At 72.0% G+C, this 24213-nt stretch carries 24 protein-coding genes; 16 read left to right on the top strand and 8 right to left on the bottom strand.

What is annotated here, in order from left to right:
• The first annotated feature begins 200 nt into the window (after nucleotides 1-200).
• The 3 genes from ABD366_RS23900 to ABD366_RS23910 all read left to right on the top strand — a co-directional run bounded on the left by ABD366_RS23900 (nucleotide 201) and on the right by ABD366_RS23910 (nucleotide 4074).
• On the top strand, nucleotides 201-1025 hold the full coding sequence (locus ABD366_RS23900; RefSeq protein WP_324771841.1) for a purine-nucleoside phosphorylase: 825 nt from the start codon (nucleotides 201-203) through the stop codon (nucleotides 1023-1025).
• 53 nt (nucleotides 1026-1078) lie between these two features.
• Complete coding sequence (locus tag ABD366_RS23905; RefSeq protein WP_324771842.1) at nucleotides 1079-2719, top strand: phospho-sugar mutase; 1641 nt, start codon at nucleotides 1079-1081, stop codon at nucleotides 2717-2719.
• A 158-nt stretch (nucleotides 2720-2877) separates the two neighbouring features.
• Nucleotides 2878-4074 (top strand): hypothetical protein, encoded by a 1197-nt coding sequence (locus tag ABD366_RS23910; RefSeq protein ID WP_324771843.1) that lies wholly within the window; start codon nucleotides 2878-2880, stop codon nucleotides 4072-4074.
• 87 nt (nucleotides 4075-4161) lie between these two features.
• Here the strand turns inward: ABD366_RS23910 and ABD366_RS23915 are convergent, their stop codons facing one another.
• On the bottom strand, nucleotides 4162-4776 hold the full coding sequence (locus ABD366_RS23915) for a PH domain-containing protein (RefSeq protein WP_324771844.1): 615 nt from the start codon (nucleotides 4774-4776) through the stop codon (nucleotides 4162-4164).
• 506 nt (nucleotides 4777-5282) lie between these two features.
• On the opposite strand from ABD366_RS23915, the gene deoC reads away from it, so the two are divergent.
• The 3 genes from deoC to ABD366_RS23930 are packed head-to-tail and all read left to right on the top strand — an operon-like array spanning nucleotide 5283 to nucleotide 8678.
• A complete protein-coding gene (deoC, locus tag ABD366_RS23920; RefSeq protein WP_324771882.1) occupies nucleotides 5283-6245 on the top strand; it encodes a deoxyribose-phosphate aldolase in 963 nt (320 codons plus the stop codon).
• Between the two features lie 53 nt (nucleotides 6246-6298).
• Nucleotides 6299-7735, top strand: a complete 1437-nt coding sequence (locus ABD366_RS23925; protein WP_324771845.1) for an aldehyde dehydrogenase family protein — start codon at nucleotides 6299-6301, stop codon at nucleotides 7733-7735.
• Nucleotides 7728-8678 carry an aldehyde dehydrogenase family protein gene (locus tag ABD366_RS23930; RefSeq protein ID WP_411293791.1) on the top strand — a complete coding sequence of 317 codons (951 nt, stop codon included), beginning with the start codon at nucleotides 7728-7730 and terminating at the stop codon, nucleotides 8676-8678. Before ABD366_RS23925 ends, ABD366_RS23930 begins: the two co-directional genes overlap by 8 nt.
• A 70-nt stretch (nucleotides 8679-8748) precedes the next feature.
• Here the strand turns inward: ABD366_RS23930 and ABD366_RS23935 are convergent, their stop codons facing one another.
• Nucleotides 8749-9498 carry a TetR/AcrR family transcriptional regulator gene (locus tag ABD366_RS23935; protein ID WP_324771846.1) on the bottom strand — a complete coding sequence of 250 codons (750 nt, stop codon included), beginning with the start codon at nucleotides 9496-9498 and terminating at the stop codon, nucleotides 8749-8751.
• 133 nt (nucleotides 9499-9631) lie between these two features.
• On the opposite strand from ABD366_RS23935, the gene ABD366_RS23940 reads away from it, so the two are divergent.
• Nucleotides 9632-10225, top strand: a complete 594-nt coding sequence (locus ABD366_RS23940; protein ID WP_324771847.1) for an NADPH-dependent FMN reductase — start codon at nucleotides 9632-9634, stop codon at nucleotides 10223-10225.
• A gap of 36 nt (nucleotides 10226-10261) precedes the next feature.
• On the top strand, nucleotides 10262-11752 hold the full coding sequence (locus ABD366_RS23945; RefSeq protein WP_324771848.1) for an MDR family MFS transporter: 1491 nt from the start codon (nucleotides 10262-10264) through the stop codon (nucleotides 11750-11752).
• Between the two features lie 7 nt (nucleotides 11753-11759).
• Here the strand turns inward: ABD366_RS23945 and ABD366_RS23950 are convergent, their stop codons facing one another.
• Complete coding sequence (locus ABD366_RS23950) at nucleotides 11760-12161, bottom strand: hypothetical protein (protein ID WP_324771849.1); 402 nt, start codon at nucleotides 12159-12161, stop codon at nucleotides 11760-11762.
• Nucleotides 12162-12306: 145 nt separating this feature from the next.
• On the opposite strand from ABD366_RS23950, the gene ABD366_RS23955 reads away from it, so the two are divergent.
• Nucleotides 12307-12936: a uridine kinase family protein gene (locus ABD366_RS23955; RefSeq protein ID WP_324771850.1), complete on the top strand. Its 630-nt coding sequence runs from the start codon at nucleotides 12307-12309 to the stop codon at nucleotides 12934-12936.
• 202 nt (nucleotides 12937-13138) lie between these two features.
• Here the strand turns inward: ABD366_RS23955 and ABD366_RS23960 are convergent, their stop codons facing one another.
• Nucleotides 13139-13897: a SigE family RNA polymerase sigma factor gene (locus ABD366_RS23960; protein WP_324771851.1), complete on the bottom strand. Its 759-nt coding sequence runs from the start codon at nucleotides 13895-13897 to the stop codon at nucleotides 13139-13141.
• 214 nt (nucleotides 13898-14111) lie between these two features.
• Here ABD366_RS23960 and afsQ1 point away from each other — a divergent pair, with 214 nt between their 5' ends.
• From afsQ1 to ABD366_RS23985, 5 genes are all read left to right on the top strand, one after another.
• Nucleotides 14112-14789: a two-component system response regulator AfsQ1 gene (gene afsQ1, locus ABD366_RS23965; RefSeq protein WP_161300939.1), complete on the top strand. Its 678-nt coding sequence runs from the start codon at nucleotides 14112-14114 to the stop codon at nucleotides 14787-14789.
• A complete protein-coding gene (locus tag ABD366_RS23970) occupies nucleotides 14786-16399 on the top strand; it encodes a HAMP domain-containing sensor histidine kinase (protein ID WP_324771852.1) in 1614 nt (537 codons plus the stop codon). Before afsQ1 ends, ABD366_RS23970 begins: the two co-directional genes overlap by 4 nt.
• Entirely contained in the window at nucleotides 16396-16998 is a 603-nt protein-coding gene (locus ABD366_RS23975) for a hypothetical protein (RefSeq protein WP_324771853.1), read from the top strand. Before ABD366_RS23970 ends, ABD366_RS23975 begins: the two co-directional genes overlap by 4 nt.
• 79 nt (nucleotides 16999-17077) lie before the next feature.
• Complete coding sequence (locus tag ABD366_RS23980) at nucleotides 17078-17620, top strand: VanZ family protein (protein WP_324771854.1); 543 nt, start codon at nucleotides 17078-17080, stop codon at nucleotides 17618-17620.
• A gap of 79 nt (nucleotides 17621-17699) precedes the next feature.
• Complete coding sequence (locus tag ABD366_RS23985; RefSeq protein WP_324771855.1) at nucleotides 17700-17900, top strand: PspC domain-containing protein; 201 nt, start codon at nucleotides 17700-17702, stop codon at nucleotides 17898-17900.
• A gap of 74 nt (nucleotides 17901-17974) precedes the next feature.
• Here the strand turns inward: ABD366_RS23985 and ABD366_RS23990 are convergent, their stop codons facing one another.
• Both ABD366_RS23990 and ABD366_RS23995 read right to left on the bottom strand, forming a co-directional pair.
• On the bottom strand, nucleotides 17975-18334 hold the full coding sequence (locus tag ABD366_RS23990; protein WP_324771856.1) for an ATP-binding protein: 360 nt from the start codon (nucleotides 18332-18334) through the stop codon (nucleotides 17975-17977).
• Between the two features lie 208 nt (nucleotides 18335-18542).
• Complete coding sequence (locus ABD366_RS23995; RefSeq protein ID WP_324771857.1) at nucleotides 18543-19676, bottom strand: adenosine deaminase; 1134 nt, start codon at nucleotides 19674-19676, stop codon at nucleotides 18543-18545.
• Between the two features lie 124 nt (nucleotides 19677-19800).
• Between ABD366_RS23995 and ABD366_RS24000 the strand changes: the two genes are divergently transcribed.
• Nucleotides 19801-20559 (top strand): alpha/beta hydrolase, encoded by a 759-nt coding sequence (locus ABD366_RS24000; RefSeq protein WP_324771858.1) that lies wholly within the window; start codon nucleotides 19801-19803, stop codon nucleotides 20557-20559.
• On the opposite strand, the gene ABD366_RS24005 is transcribed toward ABD366_RS24000, so the two are convergent.
• Complete coding sequence (locus ABD366_RS24005) at nucleotides 20549-21694, bottom strand: hypothetical protein (protein ID WP_324771859.1); 1146 nt, start codon at nucleotides 21692-21694, stop codon at nucleotides 20549-20551. The genes ABD366_RS24000 and ABD366_RS24005 overlap by 11 nt on opposite strands.
• Nucleotides 21695-21740: 46 nt before the next feature.
• Entirely contained in the window at nucleotides 21741-22736 is a 996-nt protein-coding gene (locus ABD366_RS24010; protein WP_324771860.1) for a LysR family transcriptional regulator, read from the bottom strand.
• A 62-nt stretch (nucleotides 22737-22798) separates the two neighbouring features.
• Here ABD366_RS24010 and ABD366_RS24015 point away from each other — a divergent pair, with 62 nt between their 5' ends.
• Nucleotides 22799-24097 carry an MFS transporter gene (locus ABD366_RS24015; protein ID WP_324771861.1) on the top strand — a complete coding sequence of 433 codons (1299 nt, stop codon included), beginning with the start codon at nucleotides 22799-22801 and terminating at the stop codon, nucleotides 24095-24097.
• Nucleotides 24098-24213 lie beyond the last annotated feature (116 nt).

Below are 24213 nucleotides of genomic sequence, written 5' to 3' on the forward strand. Positions count from 1 at the left end.
ATTTCAGGGGCGCGGGGAACTGCGCGACCAGCCACGACGGAGCGGCACCCGCCAACGGTCCCACGACCCGCGGCGCGAGGGCGCACCCCGTCCCGCCACCCCCAGCGGAGCGACTTCGTCGGAAACGACAAGACAACGATCGCAATACCGTCGGGCTCGTCATCTACGCGCGTAGGACTTGACCGGCTACCCTCAAGCGCGTGAACGCATCTGTTACTCCGGACATCCTCCAGGGCGACCCCTACGCCGCCGCCGACGCCGCCGCCTCGCGCCTGCGCGAGCTCACCGGCGCCGAGACCCACGACGTCGCCCTCGTGATGGGCTCGGGCTGGGCGCCGGCCGCCGAGGCGCTGGGCGCGCCCGCCGCCGAGTTCCCCTTCACCGAGCTGCCCGGGTTCACCGGTGCCGCCGTGGCGGGCCACGGCGGCAAGGTCCGCTCGTACCAGGTCGGTGAGAAGCGCGCGCTGGTCTTCCTGGGCCGCACGCACTACTACGAGGGCCGCGGGGTCGCGTCCGTCGCGCACGGCGTGCGCACCGCCGCCGCCGCGGGCTGCAAGACCATCGTGCTGACCAACGGCTGCGGCGGCCTGCGCGAGGGCATGCGCCCCGGCCAGCCGGTCCTCATCGCCGACCACATCAACCTGACGGCCACGTCGCCGATCGTCGGCGCCAACTTCGTGGACCTGACCGATCTGTACTCGCCGCGCCTGCGCGCGCTGTGCCAGGAGATCGACCCGACGCTGGAGGAGGGCGTGTACGCCCAGTTCCCCGGCCCGCACTACGAGACGCCCGCCGAGGTCCGGATGGCCGGCGTCCTCGGCGCCGACCTGGTCGGCATGTCCACCGTCCTGGAGGCCATCGCGGCCCGTGAGGCGGGCGTGGAGGTCCTCGGCATCTCCCTGGTCACCAACCTGGCCGCGGGTCTGTCCGGCGAGCCGCTGAACCACGAAGAGGTCCTCCAGGCCGGCCGCGACTCCGCCGCCGGCATGGGCGAGCTGCTGACCAAGGTCCTCGCCAAGATCTGAGCCCCGGGTATCCGTGCACCCGTAGGTACGCCGACGTCTTAAGGAAGCCGACCGTGACCGTACAAGGCAGCGAACTGCTCGACCGGGCGAAGACCTGGCTGGCGGAGGACCCCGACGAGGAGACCCGCGAGGAGCTGGCCGCGCTGATCGACAGCGGGGACGTGGCCGCGCTCGGTGAGCGCTTCGCCGGGACGCTGCAGTTCGGCACGGCCGGTCTGCGCGGCGAGCTGGGCGCGGGCCCGATGCGGATGAACCGCGCGGTGGTCATCCGCGCCGCCGCGGGCCTCGCCGCGTACCTGAAGGCCGAGGGGCAGACCGACGGCGTCGTCGTCATCGGCTACGACGCGCGCCACAAGTCGGCGGACTTCGCGCGCGACACGGCGGCCGTGATGGTGGGCGCCGGGCTGCGCGCGGCCGTACTGCCGCGTCCGCTGCCCACGCCCGTGCTCGCCTTCGCCATACGGCATCTGGGCGCGGTCGCGGGCGTGGAGGTCACGGCCTCCCACAACCCGCCGCGGGACAACGGTTACAAGGTGTACCTCGGCGACGGCTCGCAGATCGTGCCGCCGGCCGACGCGGAGATCGCCGCCGAGATCGACGCGGTGGCCTCGCTGCACGACGTGGCGCGCCCCGAGTCGGGCTGGGAGACCCTCGGGGACGAGGTCCTGGACGCGTATCTGGCGCGTACGGACGCGGTCCTGGCCGCCGGGTCCCCGCGCACGGCCCGCACCGTCTACACGGCGATGCACGGCGTCGGCAAGGAGACGCTCCTCGCCGCCTTCGCGCGCGCGGGCTTCCCCGAGCCGGTGCTCGTGCCCGAACAGGCCGAGCCCGACCCGGACTTCCCGACCGTCGCGTTCCCGAACCCGGAGGAGCCGGGCGCGATGGACCTGTCGTTCGCGACGGCCCGTGCCGCGCGGCCGGATCTGATCATCGCCAACGACCCGGACGCGGACCGCTGCGCCGTCGCCGTCCAGGACGGCGGCGAGTGGCGGATGCTGCGCGGTGACGAGGTGGGCGCGCTGCTCGCGGCGCACCTCGTGAAGCGGGGCGTGCAGGGGGTCCTCGCCGAGTCGATCGTCTCGTCGTCGCTGCTCGGCCGGATCGCCGAGGCGGCCTCCCTCCCGTACGAGGAGACGCTGACGGGCTTCAAGTGGATCGCCCGTGTCGAGGGCCTGCGCTACGGCTACGAGGAGGCGCTGGGCTACTGCGTCGACCCCGAGGGCGTCCGCGACAAGGACGGCATCACGGCCGCGCTGCTCGTGACCGAGCTGGCGAGCGAGCTCAAGGAGCAGGGCCGTACGCTCCTGGACGCGCTCGACGACCTGGCCCTGGCCCACGGGCTGCACGCCACCGACCAGTTGAGCGTGCGCGTGGAGGACCTGTCGGTCATCGCGGACGCCATGCGCCGCCTGCGCGAGCAGCCGCCGACGGCCCTTGCCGGACTCGCGGTGACCCGGGCCGAGGACCTCTCCGCGGGCGCGGGCGGGCTGCCTCCCACGGACGGGCTGCGCTACACGCTGGAGGGCGCGCGCGTCATCGTCCGCCCGTCCGGCACCGAGCCCAAACTGAAGTGCTACCTGGAGGTCGTGGTGCCGGCCGCCGACCGGGCCGGTCTGCCCGCGGCACGGGCGAAGGCCGCCGACCTCCTCGCCTCGATCAAGCGGGACCTCTCGGCGGCGGCGGGCATCTGACCCGCGCCTCCTGAGCAGGGCGGCCGGCAACTCCAGGGCGGGCGCGCACTCGAACGAGTGATCCCTGCCGGGCGGTTGACGGAACACGGAGCGACAGGGGCCGGGGGCGACGGGAACGTTGCCCCCGCAGCCACCCCCGTCCCGCAGGAGCCGCCGACGTGTCCCCGACCGCCGCAACCGAGGCCGCCCTCCTCCTCGAGGCACGCCCCACCCGTCCGGCCCCGGGGCCCGCGACGGACCTGCGCGAGCGGTCCGTCCGTGCCCTGCGGCGAGCGGCGCCCGCCCTGTTCGCGTACGCGGCCGTCCGCACGTTCGTGCTGCTCGTCTTCGGCGTCTGGGCGCACAAGGAGGGGCACGGCATCTGGCCCGCGCTCGCCACGGACTGGGACTCCAAGTGGTACCTGGGCATCGCCGATCACGGCTACGAGCGCGCGCTCGGCACCAAGTACGACGCCAACAACCTCGCGTTCTTCCCGCTCTACCCGTGCCTGGTGAAGGCGCTGGCCGTCGTGACACCCGGCTCGCGCGCCACCGTGGGGCTGATCCTGGCGGCGGTCTGCTCCTTCTTCGCCGCCTGGGGGATCTTCGCGGTCGGGGACCGGCTGTACGGGCGCCGCGTGGGTGTCCTGCTCACCTTCCTCTGGGCGTGCTACCCGGTCGGCATCGTCCAGTGGATGGGCTACACCGAGTCGCTGTTCACCGCGTTCGTGGCGTGGTCCCTGTACGCGGTGCTGACCGGCCGCTGGATCTGGGCGGGCACCCTCGCGGCGCTCTCCGGGCTGACCCGGCCGACCGGCGTCGCACTCGCCGCGGCCGTCGGCCTGTGCGGTCTGCCGGCGCTGCGCCGGCACTTCTTGTGGCGGGTGCTCGCGGGCGCGCTGCTCGCGCCGCTGGGCTGGCTCGGATACGTGGGGTGGGTCGGGCTGCGCCTGGGGCGCTGGGACGGCTACTTCGCCGTACAGCGGCTGTGGCGCAACGAGCTGGACGGCGGACTGGAGACGCTGCGCACCTTCCGGAGCCTGCTCGCGTACGACTCGACGCCCGAGCTCTTCCTGGTGATGGTGACGGTGACGCTGCTCGCGTCCGTCGTCCTGTACGCGCTCTCGCTCGGGGACCGCCAGCCGCTGCCCCTACTGATCTTCACCGGGGTCCTGCTGGCGATCGTGCTCGGCAGCGGCGGCGTCTACTTCTCCCGGGCCCGCTTCCTCGTACCGGCCTTCCCGCTGCTGCTTCCCCTTGCGCTGGTGCTGGCGCGGGCGTCGCGGCGGGTCCTGGTGCTCGGAGTGACGGGCGCGGCGCTCGGGGCGGCGTACTGCGGCGGCTACATGCTTCTGGTCTGGCCGAGCGCGCCCTGAGCCGGCACGCCCTGTGCCCTGAGCCGGCACGCCCTGTGCCCTGAGCCGGTACGCCCTGAGCGAGCGCGGCTTGATGCGAGGCGGTCCTCAGCCCAGCGCGACGAGGATGACGAGCAGGACCGCTCCGGCCGCGGCGGGGGCGATGATCTCGTAGGCCCAGCGGACGCTCGGCTCGCCCTTCGACGTGGTGGCCTTCGCCCGGGCCTCGCACAGCTCACGCAGCTCGTCCATGGACTTGTCGCCGACGGCGCGCCGATCGACCGGTGCCTGCTCCTGCTCCGTGGGCTCCTGGCCGCGACGGCTCGGCCGCTGTCGCGGGAGGCGCTGCGCTTTGCGGCGGGCCCGCATCGAGACGGGGATGGACCAGAGCTGGTACTTGGTCCCCTCCTCGTCGAACACCTCGTTGGAGTACCCGGAGCGGAAGCTCGCCACGGTCGCCCAGGGCAGGGTGATCACGCGGAAGGGGTTGCGCACGCGCAGCCGGTCCTCGTTGCCGAACACGGCCGGGCGGATGGTGAACGCGACGACGAGCGGCACCGCGAAAAGCAGCCCCGCGAGCGCCAGCCACGGCGTGCGGCCCGTACCGCTGATCACGGCGTCGGCGCCGAGCCAGGCCCCGAGAACGAGCAGCACGACACCGCCCGCGATGCCGGCGGGTGACCGGTAGATCCGGTCCGGGGAGGTGACGGGGCGGCTGCTCATGCCCCCGATTGTGCCTGACGCTGCGCTGTGCTTTGCCGGGTGCTCTTGTGCGGGGCCGTGTGTGTGGCCGGGGGATGCACTCCGGATGCCACCGAGCGCGGCCGGGTTGCGCGTTCGTCGCCGGGTGCCGTCCAGCGCGGCCGGGTCGCGTGTTCGTCGCCGGGTACCGTCGAGCGCGGCCGGGTCGCGTGTTCGTCGCCGGGTACCGTCGAGCGCGGCCGGGTCGCGTATTCGTCGCCGGGTGACACGCCCGTCGTGGCCGAGCGCGCAGTTCCCCGCGCCCCTGGCGGTGCCCATGTTCCCCGGCGACGCAGATACCTCGCCCCCTCCGGCGCTATGGGCCAATCAAGCCCCTCCGGCGATTGAGGAGCGGGGGCCGGGGCGGAGCCCCGGGGCCGAGCGCCATCGCCGGGTGCGAAGAACGTCGTGGCCGAACGCACAGCCCCCTGAATGAACCCCGGGACCTATACATCCGCTACGCGCGTAGATATGCTCCCCTCGTGACCATGCCCACTGCACCCGCGACAGCCGACCCCCACGCGCTGACCGACGCCGTCGCCTCCGAGGCCACTCTGCGCCGATTCCTCCAGGGACTGCCTGGCGTCGACGCGGTGGGCCTGGAGGGCCGCGCCGCCGCGCTCGGGACCCGTTCGATCAAGACCACGGCGAAGGCGTACGCCATCGACCTCGCCATCTCGATGATCGACCTGACGACCCTCGAAGGCGCCGACACCCCGGGCAAGGTCCGGGCCCTCGGCGCCAAGGCGGCCCACCCCGACCCCACCGACCGCACCGCCCCCCGCACCGCCGCCGTCTGCGTCTACCCGGACATGGTGGCCACCGCGAAGGAGGCCGTCGCCGGCTCGGGCGTCAAGGTCGCCTCGGTCGCCACCGCCTTCCCGGCCGGCCGCGCCGCCCTCGACGTGAAGCTCGGTGACGTCCGCGAGGCAGTCGCCGCGGGCGCCGACGAGATCGACATGGTCATCGACCGCGGCGCCTTCCTCGCCGGCAAGTACATGAAGGTCTACGAGGAGATCCGCGCCGTGAAAGAGGCCTCCGGCTCCGCCCGGCTCAAGGTCATCTTCGAGACCGGCGAGCTGTCGACGTACGACAACATCCGCCGCGCGAGCTGGATCGGCATGCTGGCCGGCGCCGACTTCATCAAGACCTCGACGGGCAAGGTGGGGGTCAACGCCACCCCCGCCAACACGCTGCTGATGCTGGAGGCGGTCCGCGACTTCCGCGAGGCCACCGGCGTCCAGATCGGCGTGAAGCCCGCCGGCGGCATCCGCACCTCGAAGGACGCCGTCAAGTTCCTCGTGATCGTGAACGAGACCGTGGGCGAGGACTGGCTCGACAACCACTGGTTCCGGTTCGGCGCCTCCAGCCTCCTGAGCGATCTGCTGATGCAGCGCCAGAAGCTGGCCACCGGCCGCTACTCCGGTCCCGACTACGTGACGGTGGACTGATCACCATGACAAAGCCCATGACGAAGCCCGTGACAAAGCCCGTGACAAAGCCCATGACCAGCGCATTCGAGTACGCGCCCGCGCCCGAGTCCCGCTCGGTCGTCGACATCGCCCCGTCCTACGGGCTCTTCATCGACGGCGAGTTCACCGAGGCCGCCGACGGCAAGGTCTTCAAGACCGTCTCGCCGTCCACCGAGGAAGTCCTCGCCGAGGTCGCGCAGGCAGGCGAGGCCGACGTGAACCGCGCGGTGAGCGCCGCCCGCAAGGCGTTCGAGACATGGTCGGCGCTGCCCGGCGCCGAGCGCGGCAAGTACCTCTTCCGTATCGCCCGCATCATCCAGGAGCGCTCGCGCGAGCTGGCCGTCCTGGAGACGCTGGACAACGGAAAGCCCATCAAGGAGACGAGGGACGCGGACCTCCCCCTCGTAGCCGCGCACTTCTTCTACTACGCGGGCTGGGCCGACAAGCTCGACCACGCCGGCTACGGACCGAACCCGAAGGCGCTCGGCGTCGCGGGCCAGGTCATCCCGTGGAACTTCCCGCTGCTCATGCTCGCGTGGAAGATCGCCCCGGCGCTCGCCACCGGCAACACGGTCGTGCTCAAGCCCGCCGAGACGACCCCGCTGTCCGCCCTGTTCTTCGCGGACATCTGCCGCCAGGCGGGCCTGCCCAAGGGCGTCGTCAACATCCTTCCCGGATACGGCGACGCGGGCGCCGCGCTCGTCGCGCACCCCGACGTGAACAAGGTGGCCTTCACCGGCTCCACGGCCGTCGGCAAGCAGATCGCCCGGACCGTCGCCGGTACGGACAAGAAGGTCACGCTCGAACTGGGCGGCAAGGGCGCGAACATCGTCTTCGACGACGCCCCCATCGACCAGGCCGTCGAGGGCATCGTCACCGGCATCTTCTTCAACCAGGGCCAGGTCTGCTGCGCGGGCTCGCGCCTCCTCGTCCAGGAGTCGATCCAGGACGAGCTGCTCGACAGCCTGAAGCGCCGCCTCAGTACCCTGCGTCTCGGTGACCCGCTCGACAAGAACACCGACATCGGCGCGATCAACTCCGCGGAGCAGCTCGCCCGGATCACCGCGCTCACCGAGACCGGTGAGGCCGAGGGCGCCGAGCGCTGGTCGGCGCCGTGCGAACTGCCGTCGTCCGGTTACTGGTTCGCGCCGACGCTGTTCACGAACGTCACGCAGGCGCACACCGTCGCCCGCGACGAGATCTTCGGCCCGGTCCTCTCCGTGCTCTCCTTCCGCACGCCGGAGGAGGCCGTCGCCAAGGCCAACAACACGCAGTACGGGCTCTCGGCCGGTATCTGGACGGAGAAGGGCTCGCGCATCCTCGCCGTGGCGAACAAGCTGCGGGCCGGGGTCGTCTGGGCCAACACGTTCAACAAGTTCGACCCGACCTCGCCGTTCGGCGGTTACAAGGAGTCCGGCTACGGCCGCGAGGGCGGTCGCCACGGCCTGGAGGCTTACCTCGATGTCTGACAAGTCCGGGAAGACCGAGAAGGCCGAGAAGACCGAGAAGACGATGAACTCCGAGTCGGTGCGACTGTCCGTCCTCAAGACCTACAAGCTGTACGTGGGCGGGAAGTTCCCGCGTTCCGAGAGCGGCCGGGTGTACGAAGTGACCGACGCGAAGAGCGGCAAGTGGCTGGCGAACGCGCCGCTGTCGTCCCGCAAGGACGGCCGTGACGCCGTCGTCGCCGCCCGCAAGGCGTTCGGCGGCTGGTCGGGCGCGACCGCGTACAACCGCGGGCAGATCCTCTACCGCGTCGCCGAGATGCTGGAGGGCCGCCGCGAGCAGTACGTGCGCGAGGTCGCCGAGGCGGAGGGCCTGGGCAGGTCGAAGGCGGCCGCCGTCGTGGACGCGGCGATCGACCGCTGGGTCTGGTACGCGGGCTGGACCGACAAGATCGGCCAGGTCGTGGGCGGCGCCAACCCGGTCGCGGGCCCCTTCTTCAACCTCTCCACGCCGGAGCCGACCGGTGTCGTCGCCGTGATCGCGCCGCAGGAGTCGTCGTTCCTCGGCCTCGTCTCGGTGATCGCCCCGGTCATCGCGTCCGGCAACACGGCGGTCGTCATCACGTCCGAGAAGGCGCCGCTCCCGGCGCTCTCCCTCGGCGAGGTGCTCGCCACCTCCGACCTGCCGGGCGGCGTGGTGAACATCCTGTCCGGCAAGGCCTCGGAGATCGCGCCGTCGCTCGCCGCGCACCAGGACGTGAACGGCATCGACCTCACCGGCGCCGACGTGGCCCTCGCCAAGGAGCTGGAGATCGCCGCCGCGGACAATTTGAAGCGCGTCCGCCGTCCACAGCCTGTGGAGGACTTCGCCGCGGACCCGGGCACGGACCGCCTCACGCAGTTCCTGGAGACCAAGACCGTCTGGCACCCGACGGGTTCGCTGGGCGCGTCCGGCTCCTCGTACTAGCCGCAGCCACGCCCGAGGCCCCGGCCCCACCTCCGTCCAGGAGGGGCCGGGGCCTCCCCCTTGCCCACGCTCAGATCCCGAGGCGCTGCGCGATGCCGTCGAGCACGCAGTCCAGGCCGAACTCGAACTCCCAGGCGGGGTCATCCTTGCGCGTCGCGGAGAGGCCGTACTTCCTGTACGTGGGATAGCGGCCGGTGTCCATCAGGTAGTTCATCTGCGGTGCGAGCGCCCGGCGGGTCTCGTCGCCGCTGTCCCAGCCGTTCTCCCGCTTGTACTCGCGCAGTGCGATCTCCGACTGCGTCGCGCCGTGCACGAACGCGCCGACCGCACGGAACGCGGCCATCATCGAGTCGGTGTCCAGACCGTGGCCGGCCAGTGCCTTCAACTGCCGTTCCGCGACGGCCATCCGGGCCGGGGTGAGCTGGATCAGCGGCGTCGGCACCTGCCCCAGCCATGGGTGCCGCAGCATCATGTCGCGCGTCTGCAGGGCGAAGGACCGCAGCACCTCGCGCCAGTCCCCCACCGCGTCGTCCACGGTGAGCTGGGCCGAGACCCGGTCGAACATGAGCGCCCACAGATCGCCCTTGCCCGAGACGTGCCGGTACGCGGCCATGGGCGCGACCCCGAGCTTCGTGGCGAGGCGGCGCATCGTGACGGCCGCCGCGCCCTCCTCGTCGGCCAGCTCCACGGCCGCCGCGGCGATCCGGTCCAGCGTCAGCGAGGCGCGCTGCGTGGGTGCGGGCCGCTCGAGGCGTTCCCAGAGCGAGGGCTCGACCAGCCGGCTCTCCCCCTTGCCGTCCTCTTCCTTCCGTGCCGCCACGGCCCGACCCCTCTCGCTCGACGTTGTGTACAGCGTATCCCCAGTAGACGCCGTACACATTGATGTGTACGTTGTACGCCAAGAGATACGGCGTACACAACCGTGCGCCGCCACCACTCTCAGGGGGTCCACCGTGTCCAGCAGCACTCCGCTCCGTATCGCCGTCCTCGTCGGCTCCACCCGCGAGGGCCGTTTCGCACCCCTGGTCGTCAAGTGGCTCACCGGTCACCTCGGTCAGCGCGACGATCTGCGCACCGACGTCGTCGACCTCACCGAGACGCCGCTGCCCACCGTCCTGCCCGCGTTCGGCCAGGAGGCTCCGGCAGAGACCCTGGAGGCGCTCGCGCTCGTCTCCCCGCGCCTCGCGGCCGCCGACGCCTTCGTCTTCGTCACGCCCGAGTACAACCACAGCTTCCCGGCCTCCCTGAAGAACGCGATCGACTGGCACAACGAGCAGTGGCACGGCAAGCCGATCGCGTTCGTGTCGTACGGGGGCCTGTCGGGCGGCCTGCGCGCGGTCGAGCAACTCCGCCTCGTCATGGCCGAGTTGAACGCCATGACCATCCGCAACACGGTCAGCTTCCACAACGCCTGGGGCTCGTTCACGGCGGACAGCCGCGTCGACGACCCGGCCGTGGACACCGCGGCGAAGGCCATGCTCGAACAGCTCACCTGGTGGGCCCACGCCCTGCGCGACGCCAAGTCCGTCCGCCCGTACGCCGCCTGACGGCCGGACGCCACGCGCCGAGACAGAGGGGGAAGCATGAGTACTCGTACGGAAAGAACCGAACCCGCGGCCACGCCCGCGCCCGCGCCCGCGCCGGGCGACGCCGCACCGTCCCGCCTTGTCATCCTCGGCCTGCTGCTCGGCATCGTGCTCGGCACGCTCGACGGCACGGTCGTCGGCACGGCGCTGCCCATCATCGTCGGCGATCTCGGGGGCCTCGCCCATCTGTCGTGGGTGGTGACGGCGTATCTGCTGACCGCCGCCGTCTCCACGCCGCTGTGGGGGAAGGTCGGCGACCTCTACGGCCGCAAGGGCAGCTACGTCGCCTCCATCACCGTCTTCCTCGTCGGCTCCGTGCTCTGCGGCATCGCCCAGGACATGGCGCAGCTGATCGCGTTCCGCGCCTTGCAAGGGATCGGGGCGGGCGGCCTGTTCGTCGGGGCGCTCTCGCTCATCGGGACCCTGCTGACCCCGGCGGAGGCGGGCCGCTCGCAGTCGCTCATCGGCGTCCTGCTGCCCGTGGCCATGATCGGCGGCCCGCTGATCGGCGGCTTCCTCACCGACCAGCTGAACTGGCGCTGGGTGTTCTACGTCAACATCCCCGTCGGCCTCCTCGCCCTCGCCATCATCACGACCGGCGTCCGGGTCCGTACGGAACGGATCCGGGCCCGAGTCGACCTCGCGGGCGCCGGACTGCTCACCGCGGCGATCCTCGCCCTGACCCTGCTGGCTAGCTGGGCGGGCACGACGTACGCCTGGACGTCACCGCAGATCCTGGGGCTTGCGCTGCTCTCGGCGGGCACCCTCGCCGCCTTCGTCCGGGCCGAGCGGCGCGCGGCCGAGCCGGTGATCCCGCCCCGCCTCTTCCGCGACCGGAACTTCACGGTCGCGCAGGTCCTGAGCTTCACCTCCGGGGCGGCCATGCTCGCCGCCGCCAGCTACCTCCCGCAGTACATGCAGCTCGTACGCGGTATGTCGGCGACGCAGAGCGGGCTGCTGCTGCTCCCGCTGATGCTGGGCATGATGGCCGTCCAGCTGCTGATCGGGCGCAGGGTGAGCGCGGGCGGGCACTACCGCCTCTATCCGATCGCGGGCGGCGCGCTGGCGACCGTGGGCGCACTGGCCTTGCTCCTGCTCGACACCGGGACCGCGGCGTGGGCCGCTTCCGCCCTCACCCTGATCCTCGGCGCCGGTCTCGGCTGTCTGATGCAGCCCGCGCTGCTGATCACCATGAACAGCGCGGAGCCGCGGGACATCGGGGCGGCCAGCGGCACGCAGACGCTGTTGCGCACGGTCGGCGGGTCCCTCGGGGTGGCCGTGCTCGGCTCGGTGTTCGCGGGCCGGGTGCGGGAGGGGGCCCGGCCGGCGGCGTTCCGGGCGAGTGTCGTCGACGGGCTGCACGGCGTGGCACTCGGCACGGCGGCGCTGTGCGCGCTGGCGTTCGCCGTCGCGTGGGCGGTGCGCGAGGTGCCCCTGCGTACGCGCACCACGCCCACGCCCGCGCCCTCGCCCTCGCCCGAGGACTGACGCCGGATCAGCCGGGCAGGACGCCCGCGACGGTGCCGACGACCGGAAGCTCGGACAGGGAGCTGCCCGTCGCCAGCGGGCCGGTGAGCGCCGCGGTGCTGACCGGCTTGAAGTCCGCGATCTGCGTGCCCACCGCGTTGTCCAGGGGGTCGGCACCGGTGCCGGCCAGCGGGTCGATCTGCAGGTTCTTGACGGGGCCGAGCCCGTGCGTGGTCGCGGCGGTGAGGGCCCCGGTCAGGACCCGGACCGGAGAGCTGGGATCGCCCCCGTCGACCGGCGCGGCGCTCGCGGTGACGGCGCCCGCGGCGACGGCCGCACCGGCGGCGGTCACGGTCAGGCCGACACGCAACAGGGCGCGACGGGTGCCGGAGGTCGGCATCGGGTTCTTGCGGACTGCGTGTCGGGCCATGATCGGTACGCCTGGGCCTCTCGCTTCGGGTAACAACAGAACGTAGGGTAACAACAGAACCACGAAGCGTAGTTGACGTGGTGCGTACCACATCACCACCACGCGGGCTCGGCGCCGGGGCGTCCATGCCGCACACTGGTCTCTCGTGAGTTCGCATCCTCCGATACCGACCCGGGTCGTCCTGCTGGCAGGGCCCTCCGGCTCCGGAAAATCGTCGTTCGCCGCCCGCTCAGGGCTCCCCGTGCTGTGCCTCGACGATTTCTACAAGGAGGCCGACGATCCGACGCTGCCGCTCGTGGCGGGCAGTTCGGACATCGACTGGGACTCGGCCGCGTCCTGGGACACGGAGACGGCGCTCGCCGCGATCGTCGCTCTGTGCGAGACGGGGCGTACGAACGTCCCGGTCTACTCCATCGCCACCAGCTCACGGGTGGGCGAGACGACGCTCGACATCGAGCGCACCCCTCTCTTCATCGCCGAGGGCATCTTCGCGGCCGACATCGTGGAGCGCTGCCGGGAACTCGGCGTGCTGGCCGACGCGCTGTGCCTGCGCGGCCGCCCCTCGACGACGTTCCGCCGCCGCCTGCTGCGCGATCTGAAGGAGGGCCGCAAGTCGGTCCCGTTCCTGCTGCGCCGCGGCTGGCGCCTGATGCGCGAGGAGCGGGGGATCGTGGCCCGCCTGTCAGCACTCGGCGCCCACCCCTGCGGCAAGGAAGAGGCCCTGGGCCGCCTGGCAGCGGCAGCAGCGGGCCGCTGCGTCAAAGCGCGGGCCTGAGACTCAAGGGGGCCCAGGGGCGCGGGGAACTGCGCGACCAGCCACGGACGACCCGGGAGCGCGAACGCGACAGAAGCCCCGCCCCTGTGGGCGCAAAAAGAAGCGGGACCAGAAAGGCCCCCCGGCCTCCTGATCCCGCTTCCTACCCCCCGTAACAGCCCCGCTCCCCCGAACAGGGCCCCCGTTCCCCCCCAGGGGCGCCTCAGGCGACAAGCTCCCCGAAGCACTCCTCCTGGTCCCGGCCGAAGCTCAGGACCTCGTCATCCCGCAGCCGCCGCAGCGACCGCCAGATGCTCGACTTCACCGTGCCGACGCTGATGTCGAGGATCTCGGCGATCTCCGGGTCGGTACGGCCTTCGTAGTAGCGCAGCACAAGCATCGTGCGCTGCAGTTCGGGCAACCGGGCCAGCGCCTGCCACAGCACGGCGCGCAGCTCGGTGCCGCGCATCGCGTCCGTGTCACCGGCCGTCTCCGGCAGCTCCTCGGTCGGGTACTCGTTCAGCTTGCGGCGGCGCCACGCGCTGATGTGCAGGTTCGTCATGGTGCGGCGCAGGTAGCCCCCGACCGCGGCCTTGTCGCTGATCCGGTCCCAGGCGCGGTACGTCGAGAACAGCGCGCTCTGCAACAGGTCCTCGGCCTCGAACCGGTCACCGGTCAGGTGGTAGGCGGTTGCGTACAGGGAGGCGCGTCGTTCCCGCACGTAGGCCGTGAACTCGGCCTCCGACAGGGACGTACGCTGCTCCCCCGATTCCTCCCTGTACGCGGCTCCCCCGTGAGCCACCCCCTCGGCCACCGCCTCGTGCGCGTCAACCACCGTCATGAACACGGTGTGCTGACGCCCGGCGCCGCGAGCGCACCCCCGCCCGCTCACGGCACCGGACTTCTCGTGACGCTCCGTACGGCCCAGGTCGTGCAGGCGCGTGACAACTGCGTTTGATGTGGTGCTGTGCAGCGTGTTCATCTCGCGCCCCCGTCGTGGAGTCCGGTACTTCCGTCATTCGTTCCCTGCGTCATCGCCGTATTTCCCTGCGATGCCCAAAAGCTTGCCGGGGTGACTTCATGACGGTGTCCGTCGACTGTCACAGACCTGTCACAGGGCCTTCTGCTGTGCGGGTCGCGTGTGGGAGCGCTCGCACGGTCGAACTAAAGGCCCCCGATGGGCCAGAATGGCGCTTGTGCCTTCCCTGTTGCTGATCGAGGACGACGACGCCATCCGCACGGCCCTGGAGCTGTCCCTTACCCGCCAGGGTCATCGGGTGGCCACGGCTGCCACCGGCGAGGACGGTCTGAAGCTGTTGCGCGAGCAGCGGCCGGATCTGATCGTCCTCGATGTGATGCTGCCCGGCATCGACGGGTTCGAGGTGTGCCGCCGCATCCGGCGCACGGACCAGCTGCCGATCATCCTGCTCACCGCGCGCAGTGACGACATCGACGTGGTCGTGGGCCTGGAGTCCGGCGCCGACGACTACGTGGTCAAACCCGTGCAGGGCCGGGTCCTGGACGCCCGGATCCGCGCCGTGCTGCGCCGCGGCGAGCGCGAGGCCAACGACGCGGCGTCGTTCGGGTCCCTGGTCATCGACCGCGCCGCGATGACCGTCACCAAGAACGGCGAGGACCTCCAGCTCACCCCCACCGAGCTGCGGCTGCTCCTGGAGCTGAGCCGCCGGCCCGGGCAGGCGCTGTCCCGGCAGCAGTTGCTGCGCCTGGTGTGGGAGCACGACTACCTGGGTGACTCGCGGCTCGTGGACGCCTGCGTACAGCGGCTGCGCGCGAAGGTCGAGGACGTGCCGTCGTCGCCGACGCTGATCCGTACCGTGCGCGGCGTGGGCTACCGGCTGGACTCTCCTCAGTGACCGAGCCGCACGACAAGCACCGTGGCTGGACCGCGGCGAAGCTGGTGATACCGGCCGGTCTGCGCTTCACCAGCCTGCGCCTGCGCCTCGTCGTGGTGTTCGCGCTCGTCGCCCTGACGGCGGCGGTCTCCGCGTCCGGGATCGCGTACTGGCTCAACCGCGAGGCCGTGCTGACGCGGACCCAGGACTCGGCGCTCAGCGACTTCCAGCAGGAGATGCAGAACCGGGCGGCGGTGCTGCCCGAGCACCCCACGCAGGGCGAGTTGCAGCACGCGGCGAACCTGATGGCGGACAGCAGCCAGCACTTCAGCGTGCTGCTCATCGGCACGGACGAGAACGGCCGCGAGGTGGTGGGCAATTCGGATCTCGACGCCTTCACGGTCGCGGACGTGCCGCGCTCGCTGCGGGACGCGGTGACCGAGAAGCAGCCGGTCACCGAGAACAACAAGCACGCCTACCACCTGTACTGGCAGCGGACCACGCAGGACGACACGCCGTACCTGGTGGGCGGTGCGAAGGTGGACGGCGGGCCGACCGGCTACATGCTCAAGTCGCTCGAACCGGAGGCCAAGGACCTCAACTCCCTGGCCTGGTCGCTCGGGATCGCCACCGCGCTCGCGCTGATCGGCTCCGCGCTGCTCGCGCAGGCCGCCGCGACGACCGTCCTCAAGCCGGTGCACCGGCTCGGCGTCGCCGCGCGCCGGCTCGGCGAGGGCAAGCTGGACACGCGGCTGCGCGTCTCGGGGACCGACGAACTCGCCGAGCTGTCACGGACGTTCAACAAGACGGCCGAGAACCTGGAGAAGAAGGTCGCCGACATGACCTCGCGCGACGAGTCCTCGCGCCGGTTCGTCGCGGACATGTCGCACGAGCTCCGTACGCCGCTGACCGCGATCACCGCCGTCACGGAGGTACTGGAGGAGGAGCTGGACGCCGAGACCGGATCCGTCGATCCGATGATCGAGCCCGCGGTGCGGCTCGTCGTCAGCGAGACCCGCCGGCTCAACGACCTCGTCGAGAACCTGATGGAGGTCACCCGCTTCGACGCGGGCACCGCCCGGCTCGTCGTCGACACCGTCGACATCGCCGACCAGATCACCGCCTGCATCGACGCCCGCGCCTGGCTGGACGCCGTCGAGCTCGACGCCGAGCGCGGCAACCTGGTCCGCCTCGACCCGCGCCGCCTCGACGTGATCCTCGCCAACCTCATCGGCAACGCCCTCAAGCACGGTGGTTCCCCGGTGCGCGTCTCCGTGACGACGACGGAGCCGCACGAGGGCGCCGAGCTGGTCATCGCCGTACGGGACCACGGTCCCGGCATCCCCGAGGACGTCCTGCCGCACGTCTTCGACCGGTTCTACAAGGCGAGCGCCTCGCGGCCGCGGTCGGAGGGCAGCGGCCTGGGCCTGTCCATCGCGCTGGAGAACGCGCACGTCCACGGCGGCGAGATCACCGCCGCGAACTCGCCGGACGGCGGCGCCGTGTTCACGCTGCGGCTGCCGGTGGACGCCGCACCGCTGCCCGGGTCCGGTGACGGCGAGGGCGACGACGACGCCCCCGGCGCCGCCACCGACGCCAAGGACTCCCAGGAAGGCGGTGTCGCCAAGTGAACTTGCGTGGACGGCTGTGCGGGCTGCTCGGGCTCACGGCGGTGCTGCTGTCCGGGTGCGGGATCCGCTCCACGGAGGTGCCCACGGAGTTCGGCGCGGCGCCCACGCGCGTGGGCTGCGCCCTGTCGGGCGCGGACGGGGTGGAGGCCCGTGCGGCCGGTGAGTTCGGCGTGCAGGTGTTCCTGGTCTGTACGTCGCAGCTGGTCACGGTCGACCGGACCGTCACCGTGCGGCGCGACCGGACCTCCGACCGGGTCGACGTCGCCCAGCAGCTCATCGCGCAGCTGGCCGAGCCGCTGACGGCCAAGGAGAAGGATGCCGGGTACACCACGGACGTCACCGCCGGCACGAAGGTCTCGGGCCCGCGCGACGGAGAACCGGCGGACGCCCTGCGCCTGAACACGCCGCCGGACGACCTGTCGCCGTACGCCCTGGCCCAGATCGTCTGCACATTCGCGAACAGCAAGATGATGACGGACAGCGGCGACCGGGTGGTCCTCGGCGGCCCGGACGACGACCCGCTGCGCGGGTACGAGTGCTCGGACGCGGTGAAGGCCAGGCCCGGCATAGCACCGGCCCCCGCCGAGACGGTGAGCTGACCGTGGGGTCGCCCGGAGTGACCCACCTCATCCCGGGCCCCCCGGAACCGTTCCTCCCACCCCGGGCGTCTAGGGGGTCGTGCAGCGTCACAGCTCGGACGGCCACGGGGCCGTCATCCGCTTCCGTACGGCAGGACTCGTCTTCCTGGCCGTGCATCTTCTGCTCGTCGCCTGGGTGGCGCTGCGTCCTCTGGACGTGCCCTGGGTCAGCGCCGCGAACCTGCATCCGCTGGCCGGCATCCGGGCCGATCTGGCGCTCGGCTGGCGGCAGGGCGCCGAGCGTATCGGCGAGGGCCTGGCTCTCCTTGCGCCGCTCGGCGTGCTGCTGCCCCTCGCGGGCGGGCGTCTCGCCGTCTCCGTGTGGGGTTCGCTGGTGCGCACGGTCGCGGCGGGCGCGCTGATCTCGCTCGGCATCGAACTGCTGCAGACCGGGGTCCCCGGACAGGTCGTGGACATCGACTCGCTGCTGCTGAACACCGTGGGCGTGGCCCTCGCGCATCTCGCCGTGGTGCCCGCGCTGCGGGCCCGGCTCCGCCGCAGGGCCGAGGCCGCTCCCCTCCCCCAGCAGGAGCCGGCTCAGGGTCCGACCCCGACGATTCCCAGGGTCGGCGTCGCCCCGTGAGCTGACGCTTCGCTCCGTTCGCGGCCGTACCTTCGAATACGTAAGCACCACACGACGAAGGTTCGCGAAGGAGCCCACCATGACCGCCCTGGCCCGCCCCACCAACGGACGGATGATCGGCGGAGTGTGCGCAGCGCTGGCACGGCGCTTCGGCACCTCCGCGACCACGATGCGCGTGATCTTCCTGCTGTCGTGTCTGCTGCCCGGCCCGCAGTTCCTGCTCTACATCGCGCTGTGGGTCCTGCTCCCGGGTGAGAACAAGGCGCGCCAGGCCTGGTGACCCGGACGGCGGCACGGCGAAGGGGCGCACCCGCGATCGGCGGGTGCGCCCCTGCTGTGTGCCGGAGGGCTTGGTCAGCCGAGGGCCGGCAGGCCGCCGCCGACGGGCAGGCCCTGGGTGGGCAGCGAGTTGGTGGGCAGGCCACCGAGCAGCCCGTTGACCGGGTCGCCGCCGTCGGTGAGCTTCTCGACGACGGGCTGGGCGGCGGTCAGGCCGTTGCCCAGGGCGTTCTGCGCGCCGGCCAGGGCCTGGGCGCCACCGGCGGGCAGCGAGCTGGTCGCCTGCTCGAGGGGGAGGCCCGAGGTCAGGCTGTTGACGGCACCGGCGGCGTCGGGCAGCGCGGCGGGGGCAGCGTTCGCGGCACCGGCACCGGCGACGGCGAAGGCGGCGCCGAGGACGGCGACACCGAGGGTCTTGGCAGCAGACTGCTTCATGGGGTCCTGTGTTCCTTGTTCTGGGGGATGCGGTTCCGTGCCCGGCAAACACGCGAGATCACCCATGAGTTACTGCCGACCCTCGCCCCGCTTGCCGGGACCCCCTCCGTCCCGGAGGAAGGAATCGCAGGTCAAGTGGGCTGAGCGGGGTGGCGGAGAGTTGACGGCGAGATTCCGCTCGCCGTCAACCCCATGTTGACCCGACCCTCTAACGGAAGAGCCACTCCGCCCGCAGTTCGGCGTAGCGCGGCTTGACGACGTCGTTGATCATCGCGAGGCGCTCGTCGAACGGGATGAAGGCCGACTTGAGCGCGTTCACCGTGAACCATTCGAAGTCCGTCAGCGTGTAGCCGAACGCGTCGGCCAGGTGCTCGAACTCGCGGCTCATCGACGTACCGGACATCAGCCGGTTGTCCGTGTTCACCGTGACGCGGAAGCGCAGCTTGCGCAGCAGCCCGATCGGGTGCTCGCCGTACGAAGTGGCCGCGCCCGTCTGCAGGTTCGACGACGGGCACATCTCCAGCGGGACGCGCTTGTCGCGTACGTAGCTCGCGAGGCGGCCGAGCTTGACCGTGCCGTCGTCGGCGACCTGGATGTCGTCGATGATGCGCACGCCGTGGCCGAGCCGGTCGGCGCCGCACCACTGCAGGGCCTGCCAGATGGAGGGCAGGCCGAACGCCTCGCCGGCGTGGATCGTGAAGTGGTTGTTCTCGCGCTTGAGGTACTCGAACGCGTCGAGGTGGCGGGTGGGAGGGAAGCCCGCCTCCGCGCCGGCGATGTCGAAGCCGACGACGCCGAGGTCCCGGTAGCGGTTGGCGAGTTCGGCGATCTCCAGGGCGCGGGCGGCGTGCCGCATGGCGGTGAGCAGGGCGCCCACGCGGATGCGGTGTCCGTTGGCCTTCGCGCGGCGCTCACCCTCGCGGAAGCCCTCGTTGACCGCCTCGACGACCTCTTCGAGGGTGAGGCCCTGCTCCAGGTGCTGCTCCGGCGCGTAGCGGATCTCGGCGTAGACGACTCCGTCCTCGGCGAGGTCCTCGGCGCACTCGGCGGCGACGCGGACGAGCGCCTCGCGGGTCTGCATCACGGCGCAGGTGTGGGCGAAGGTCTCCAAGTACCGCTCCAGGGAACCGGAGTCGGCCGCCTCGCGGAACCAGATGCCGAGCTTGTCGGGGTCGGTCTCCGGCAGATTGCCGTAGCCGGACTCGCGCGCGAGGTCCACGATGGTGCCGGGCCGCAGGCCGCCGTCGAGGTGGTCGTGCAGGAGCACCTTGGGGGCGCGGCGGATCTGCTCCGGGGTCGGCGCCTGGGGGGTGTCGGGGTGCGCGATGGGCTGGCTCGTCATCTCGGCACTCTAACTCCTACGCGCGTAGATCGCTTCTGTTCGTGAAGAGAAAGTGATCCGTCGATACCCAACAGTGACCCTGCGGACGGGTGGCGTACATCAGTGCTTCTGACACTGTTCTGTCATGCAGCAGCAAGCGACGCCGGTCCGCGAGGCCAGGCTCGGCAAGGCGGTCGGGCCCGTGCCCGGGGCGGTCGGCGGCGTGGTGCTGCTGCTGCCCCCGGGCGAGGAGACGTCCACCCGCAGACCCTCTCCCCTGGCGGCAGCGGCGGTGCGCACGCTCGCGCGCCGCCTCGCGCGCTCCGGCCGGGCCGAGGGCCTGGTCACGCATGTCGTGCACTACCGCTACCGCGGCTGGAACGGGGCGCAGGCCGGAGCGGCGCGGGACGCCGAGTGGGCCGCGGACGAGGTCGTACGCCGCTACGGCGACGTGCCGGTCTGTCTCGCCGGTCTCGACATGGGCGGCCGGGCGGCCCTGCACGCGGGCGGGCACACGGCCGTCAACTCGGTCCTCGCGCTCGCCCCTTGGCTGCCCGAGGACGACGTCGCCCTGACCCCCGAACCGGTGAAGCAGCTCGCGGGGCGGCGGGTGCTGATCGTGCACGGCACCGACGACCGTCGCACCGACCCGGAGCTGTCGTTCCGGCTCGCGGGTCGGGCGAAGAAGGCCAACCGTGACGTGTGCCGCTTCGAGGTGCACTCCGACGGGCACCGCCTCGCGCAGCACCGCGCCGAAGTCACCGCGCTGGCCGTCGACTTCATGCTGGGCACCCTGTTCGGCCACCCGTTCTCCCGCCCTCTTCAGGACGCGCTCGCGGCGCCGCCGCCGCTGGGGCTGCGGATGCCGCTGGCGTCGGGGTTCGGCCAGTCGCTCAACCGGTAGTCCGCCGGGTGGGCACCGGTCGAGTGGCACCGGCCGGGAGCAGGGCGCCGAGGACCCGCGGCGCGTGCTTGCGCCCCACGAAGACGAGCACCTCCCGCTCGTCGTCCTCGCACTCGATGACGACGGTGTACTCGCCCCGGCCGCCGAGGGCGAACGGCGGGTCGCCGACGACGGGTTCGCGTACGCCCCGCACCGTGAGGGACGCCGGGAGCGGGGCGAGGGCCACGTGTCCCGTCGGGTCGGGGGTGGCCACCGGGGGCCCGTCCCCCACCACGAGGTAGCTGTAACCCGGTCTGCTGTAGGGCACGTCCCCGTGCACCACCGCGCCCAGGACGCGCCGCCCGGTGGGCGCGACGGGCACGAGCTTCGCGACGCCCCTGCGGACGCGGCGCATCCCCCACCAGCACAGCAGGACGGACAGCGGTACGCAGACGAGGGCGGCCACGGCCGCGAACCGCAGGCCCGCCGCGATGTCGTCGGCGCCCAGCAGCATGACGGGGAGGGCGCAGCCCACCACGAGCACACCCCATACGAGCCCGACGCCGGGCTTCCAGGACGGCTTCGTCCCCGTGGGAGCGGGCCGGTAGCGCATCCACCACCAGAACCAGAGCAGTCCGAGCCCGGCCGCGAGGGCCACCACGGCGAAGGTGCCGGGCAGGCGACCGTCGTGCACGGGCGAGAGCGCTGCTCTCTGTGTGCCGGATGCGGCCCTGACCTCGCGGATCTCGTCGCCCCAGTACGTGGCTGTGACCCGGTCGCCGCGGTGCACGTGGTCGTAGACGGGCTCGTCGTCGGGGAGGCGCACCCGGTGTACGCCCCCGGCCGGGCCTCCGGTCTCGCGCAGGTACAGGTAGTACTTGACGCTCTTGCCGCCGGTGTCGGTGTCCTTGTCCACGACGGTCGCCGGGAGAACCGCCCGGCAGCCGTCGGCCCGCTGCCCGGCCGGGCAGGTGGGCGCCGCCTCGTACGCCCGGTTGTCCGCCTCGGCGAACGGCACCAGGGCGAACAGCACGAGCCCGATCAGGACCAGGGACGTACCGATCCGGCCGAGCAGGCGGGTACGCCGCTCCTGACCGCCCGGCTTCTTCCCACCGGCTCGTCCCGCCCCGTCCGGCACGTCAGGTACATCCGTCACGCTCGTCGCCCCCTGGCCCCGCCCCACCCGCTCTCCCCAGTATCGGTCACCCCGCGGAGGCCTGCTCCGGCAGGAGCTTCCCGCGCCGCGACAGCAGGAACTTCTTGAACGCCGCCACCGGAGGCGTGTCCGGGTGGCCCTCCAGCCAGGCCACGCCGATCTCGCGGACCGCACGCTGTCCGGTGACCGTCAGCTCCACAACTCCCGGGCGCGGTACGGCCGGTGGCGGCAGCAGGGCCACACCGAGCCCCGCCGCGACGAGCCCGCGCAGCGTCTCGGCCTCCTCGCCCTCGAACGCGATCCGGGGCGTGAAGCCCGCCTCCGCGCACAGGTCGTCGGTGATGCGGCGCAGCCCGTAGCCGGGTTCGAGGGTCACGAAGGACTCGTCGGCGGTCTCCGCGAGCCGGATCCGTTTGCGGCCGGCCAGGCGGTGGTCCTCGGGGACGACGAGACGCAGCCGCTGTTCGTCGAGGCGGCGGGCGACCAGGCCCGGGGCGTCCGGTACGGGTGAGGTGAGGCAGAGGTCGAGCTCACCGGCGCGCAGCCGTTCCAGCATCGCCTCGCCGTAGTTCTGTACGAGGCTGAAGCGGATGCGGGGGTGGTCCGCGCGGAAGGCGCGGATCAGGCCCGGCACCGTCTCCGTGCCCATGGTGTGCAGAAAACCGAAGGCGACCTTGCCGGACTCGGGGTCGGCGTCGGCGCGTACCGACTCGGCGGCCTTCTCCACCTCGCCGAGCGCGCGCTCGACCGAGGCGAGGAAGGTGCGGCCGGCGGGGGTGAGGGAGACGGTACGGCCGTGACGGGCGAACAGGTCGACGCCGAGGTCGTGTTCGAGCCGCACCATGGCGCGCGACAGCGTCGACTGCGGGACCTGCATCTCGTGCGCGGCGCGGGTGACGTGCTCGGTGCGGGCGACGCCCGCGAAGTAGGCGAGCCGCGGGGCGAGCAGCCGTACGATCTCGTCGCCCGACACGGCTCTCGACATGTCTTCTGTGTCACTGGTACGTGACGGCGCCGGGCGTGACCTGTGCTGATGCTCCATGGGAACGATTATGGGGCGTTCATGCATTGGACGCATGAATCATGGAGCTCTACGTTCATGGCATGCCTGCTGCCAGTAGCCGGGCGGCCGTCTCCACCGACGCGGTCGCCGTCCCCCGTACTTCCGACGAATCCGCCGATACGCGTATGAGCCCGGGCGGGCCCGGCTACCGCCGGATGAGCTTCGCCCTCTTCCTCGCCGGGGTCGCCACCTTCGCCCTGCTCTATTCGACGCAGGCGCTGCTCCCGCTCGTCTCCGCCGATTTCGGGGCGAGTGCGAGCGCGGCGAGCTGGACGGTGTCCGGGGCGACCGGCGCGCTGGCGCTGTGCGTGCTGCCGCTGAGCGCCCTGTCCGAGCGGTTCGGGCGGCGCACGCTGATGACGGCGTCCCTGACGGTGGCCGTCGCCGTCGGCCTGCTCGTCCCCTTCGCGCCGAACCTCGGCGTGCTGATCGGGCTGCGCGTGCTCCAGGGCGCGGCCCTCGCCGGTCTGCCCGCCTCCGCGATGGCCTACCTCGCCGAGGAAGTACGGCCGAAGGCGCTGGTCACGGCCATCGGCCTGTTCGTCGCGGGCAACTCCATCGGCGGCATGAGCGGCCGCGTCATCGGCGGCTGGATCGCGCAGGAGTGGGGCTGGCGGGCGGCCGTCGGCACCATCGGCGTGATCGCGGTGGTCTGCGCCGCCGCGTTCCGGACGCTGCTGCCGGCGCCGCGCCACTTCACGCCGGGTTCGCTGCGGCCCCGCGCCCTGGCCAGGACCGTCGGCAGCCACCTCGCCAACCCGCTGCTGCGCCGCCTGTACGTCATCGGCGCACTGTTCATGCTGGTGTTCGGCGCGGTGTACACGGTGATCGGCTACCGGCTCACGGCCGCCCCGTTCTCCCTGCCGCAGGGCATCGTCGGCTCGATCTTCCTCGTGTACCTCGTCGGTACGGTCTCCTCTGCGGCGGCCGGCAAGCTGGTCGCGCGGCTCGGGCGGCGCGGCACCCTCTACCTCGCGGCGGGCACGACGACCGCGGGCCTGCTGCTCGCCCTCGTGCCCCACCTGCCCGTCATCCTCCTCGGGCTCGTCCTGATCACGGCGGGCTTCTTCGCCGGGCACGCGACGGCGTCCTCGTCCGTCAGCCACACCGCGACGCACGGCCGGGCGCAGGCGTCCGCGCTGTACCAGTCCGCCTACTACATCGGGTCCAGCGTCGGCTCGGCCGTCGGCGCCGTCGCCTTCCACGCGGGCGGCTGGGCGGGCACGGTGGGCCTGGGGGTCGTGGCCGTGCTCGGGGTCGTCGGGATCACGCTGTGGGGCACGTACGCGGCCCGGGTCCAGCAGCGCCGCACCGCGGTGGGGGCGGTCGCCGCGCACTGAGTACGCGCCCGGGCCCCATCCGGGACAACTGCCTCACGGGTTCCGCCAACTACTCCCCGACCTGCGCTTTTCGCGGGTCCGGGGGCCGTTGTCAGTGGGCTGCGGTAGCTTTCGGA

Source organism: Streptomyces kunmingensis (assembly GCF_039533535.1).
Classification (GTDB): Bacteria; Actinomycetota; Actinomycetes; order Streptomycetales; family Streptomycetaceae; genus Streptomyces; species Streptomyces kunmingensis.

Coding starts and splice junctions, on each gene's coding strand:
- ABD366_RS23915 (WP_324771844.1), bottom strand. CDS start 4,776: ATGAGCAGCCGCCCCGTCACCTCCCCGGACCGGATCTACCGGTCACCC.
- deoC (WP_324771882.1), top strand. CDS start 5,283: ATGCCCACTGCACCCGCGACAGCCGACCCCCACGCGCTGACCGACGCC.
- ABD366_RS23925 (WP_324771845.1), top strand. CDS start 6,299: ATGACCAGCGCATTCGAGTACGCGCCCGCGCCCGAGTCCCGCTCGGTC.
- ABD366_RS23930 (WP_411293791.1), top strand. CDS start 7,728: ATGTCTGACAAGTCCGGGAAGACCGAGAAGGCCGAGAAGACCGAGAAG.
- ABD366_RS23945 (WP_324771848.1), top strand. CDS start 10,262: ATGAGTACTCGTACGGAAAGAACCGAACCCGCGGCCACGCCCGCGCCC.
- ABD366_RS23950 (WP_324771849.1), bottom strand. CDS start 12,161: ATGGCCCGACACGCAGTCCGCAAGAACCCGATGCCGACCTCCGGCACC.
- ABD366_RS23960 (WP_324771851.1), bottom strand. CDS start 13,897: ATGAACACGCTGCACAGCACCACATCAAACGCAGTTGTCACGCGCCTG.
- ABD366_RS23985 (WP_324771855.1), top strand. CDS start 17,700: ATGACCGCCCTGGCCCGCCCCACCAACGGACGGATGATCGGCGGAGTG.
- ABD366_RS23990 (WP_324771856.1), bottom strand. CDS start 18,334: ATGAAGCAGTCTGCTGCCAAGACCCTCGGTGTCGCCGTCCTCGGCGCC.
- ABD366_RS23995 (WP_324771857.1), bottom strand. CDS start 19,676: ATGACGAGCCAGCCCATCGCGCACCCCGACACCCCCCAGGCGCCGACC.
- ABD366_RS24000 (WP_324771858.1), top strand. CDS start 19,801: ATGCAGCAGCAAGCGACGCCGGTCCGCGAGGCCAGGCTCGGCAAGGCG.
- ABD366_RS24010 (WP_324771860.1), bottom strand. CDS start 22,736: ATGGAGCATCAGCACAGGTCACGCCCGGCGCCGTCACGTACCAGTGAC.
- ABD366_RS24015 (WP_324771861.1), top strand. CDS start 22,799: ATGCCTGCTGCCAGTAGCCGGGCGGCCGTCTCCACCGACGCGGTCGCC.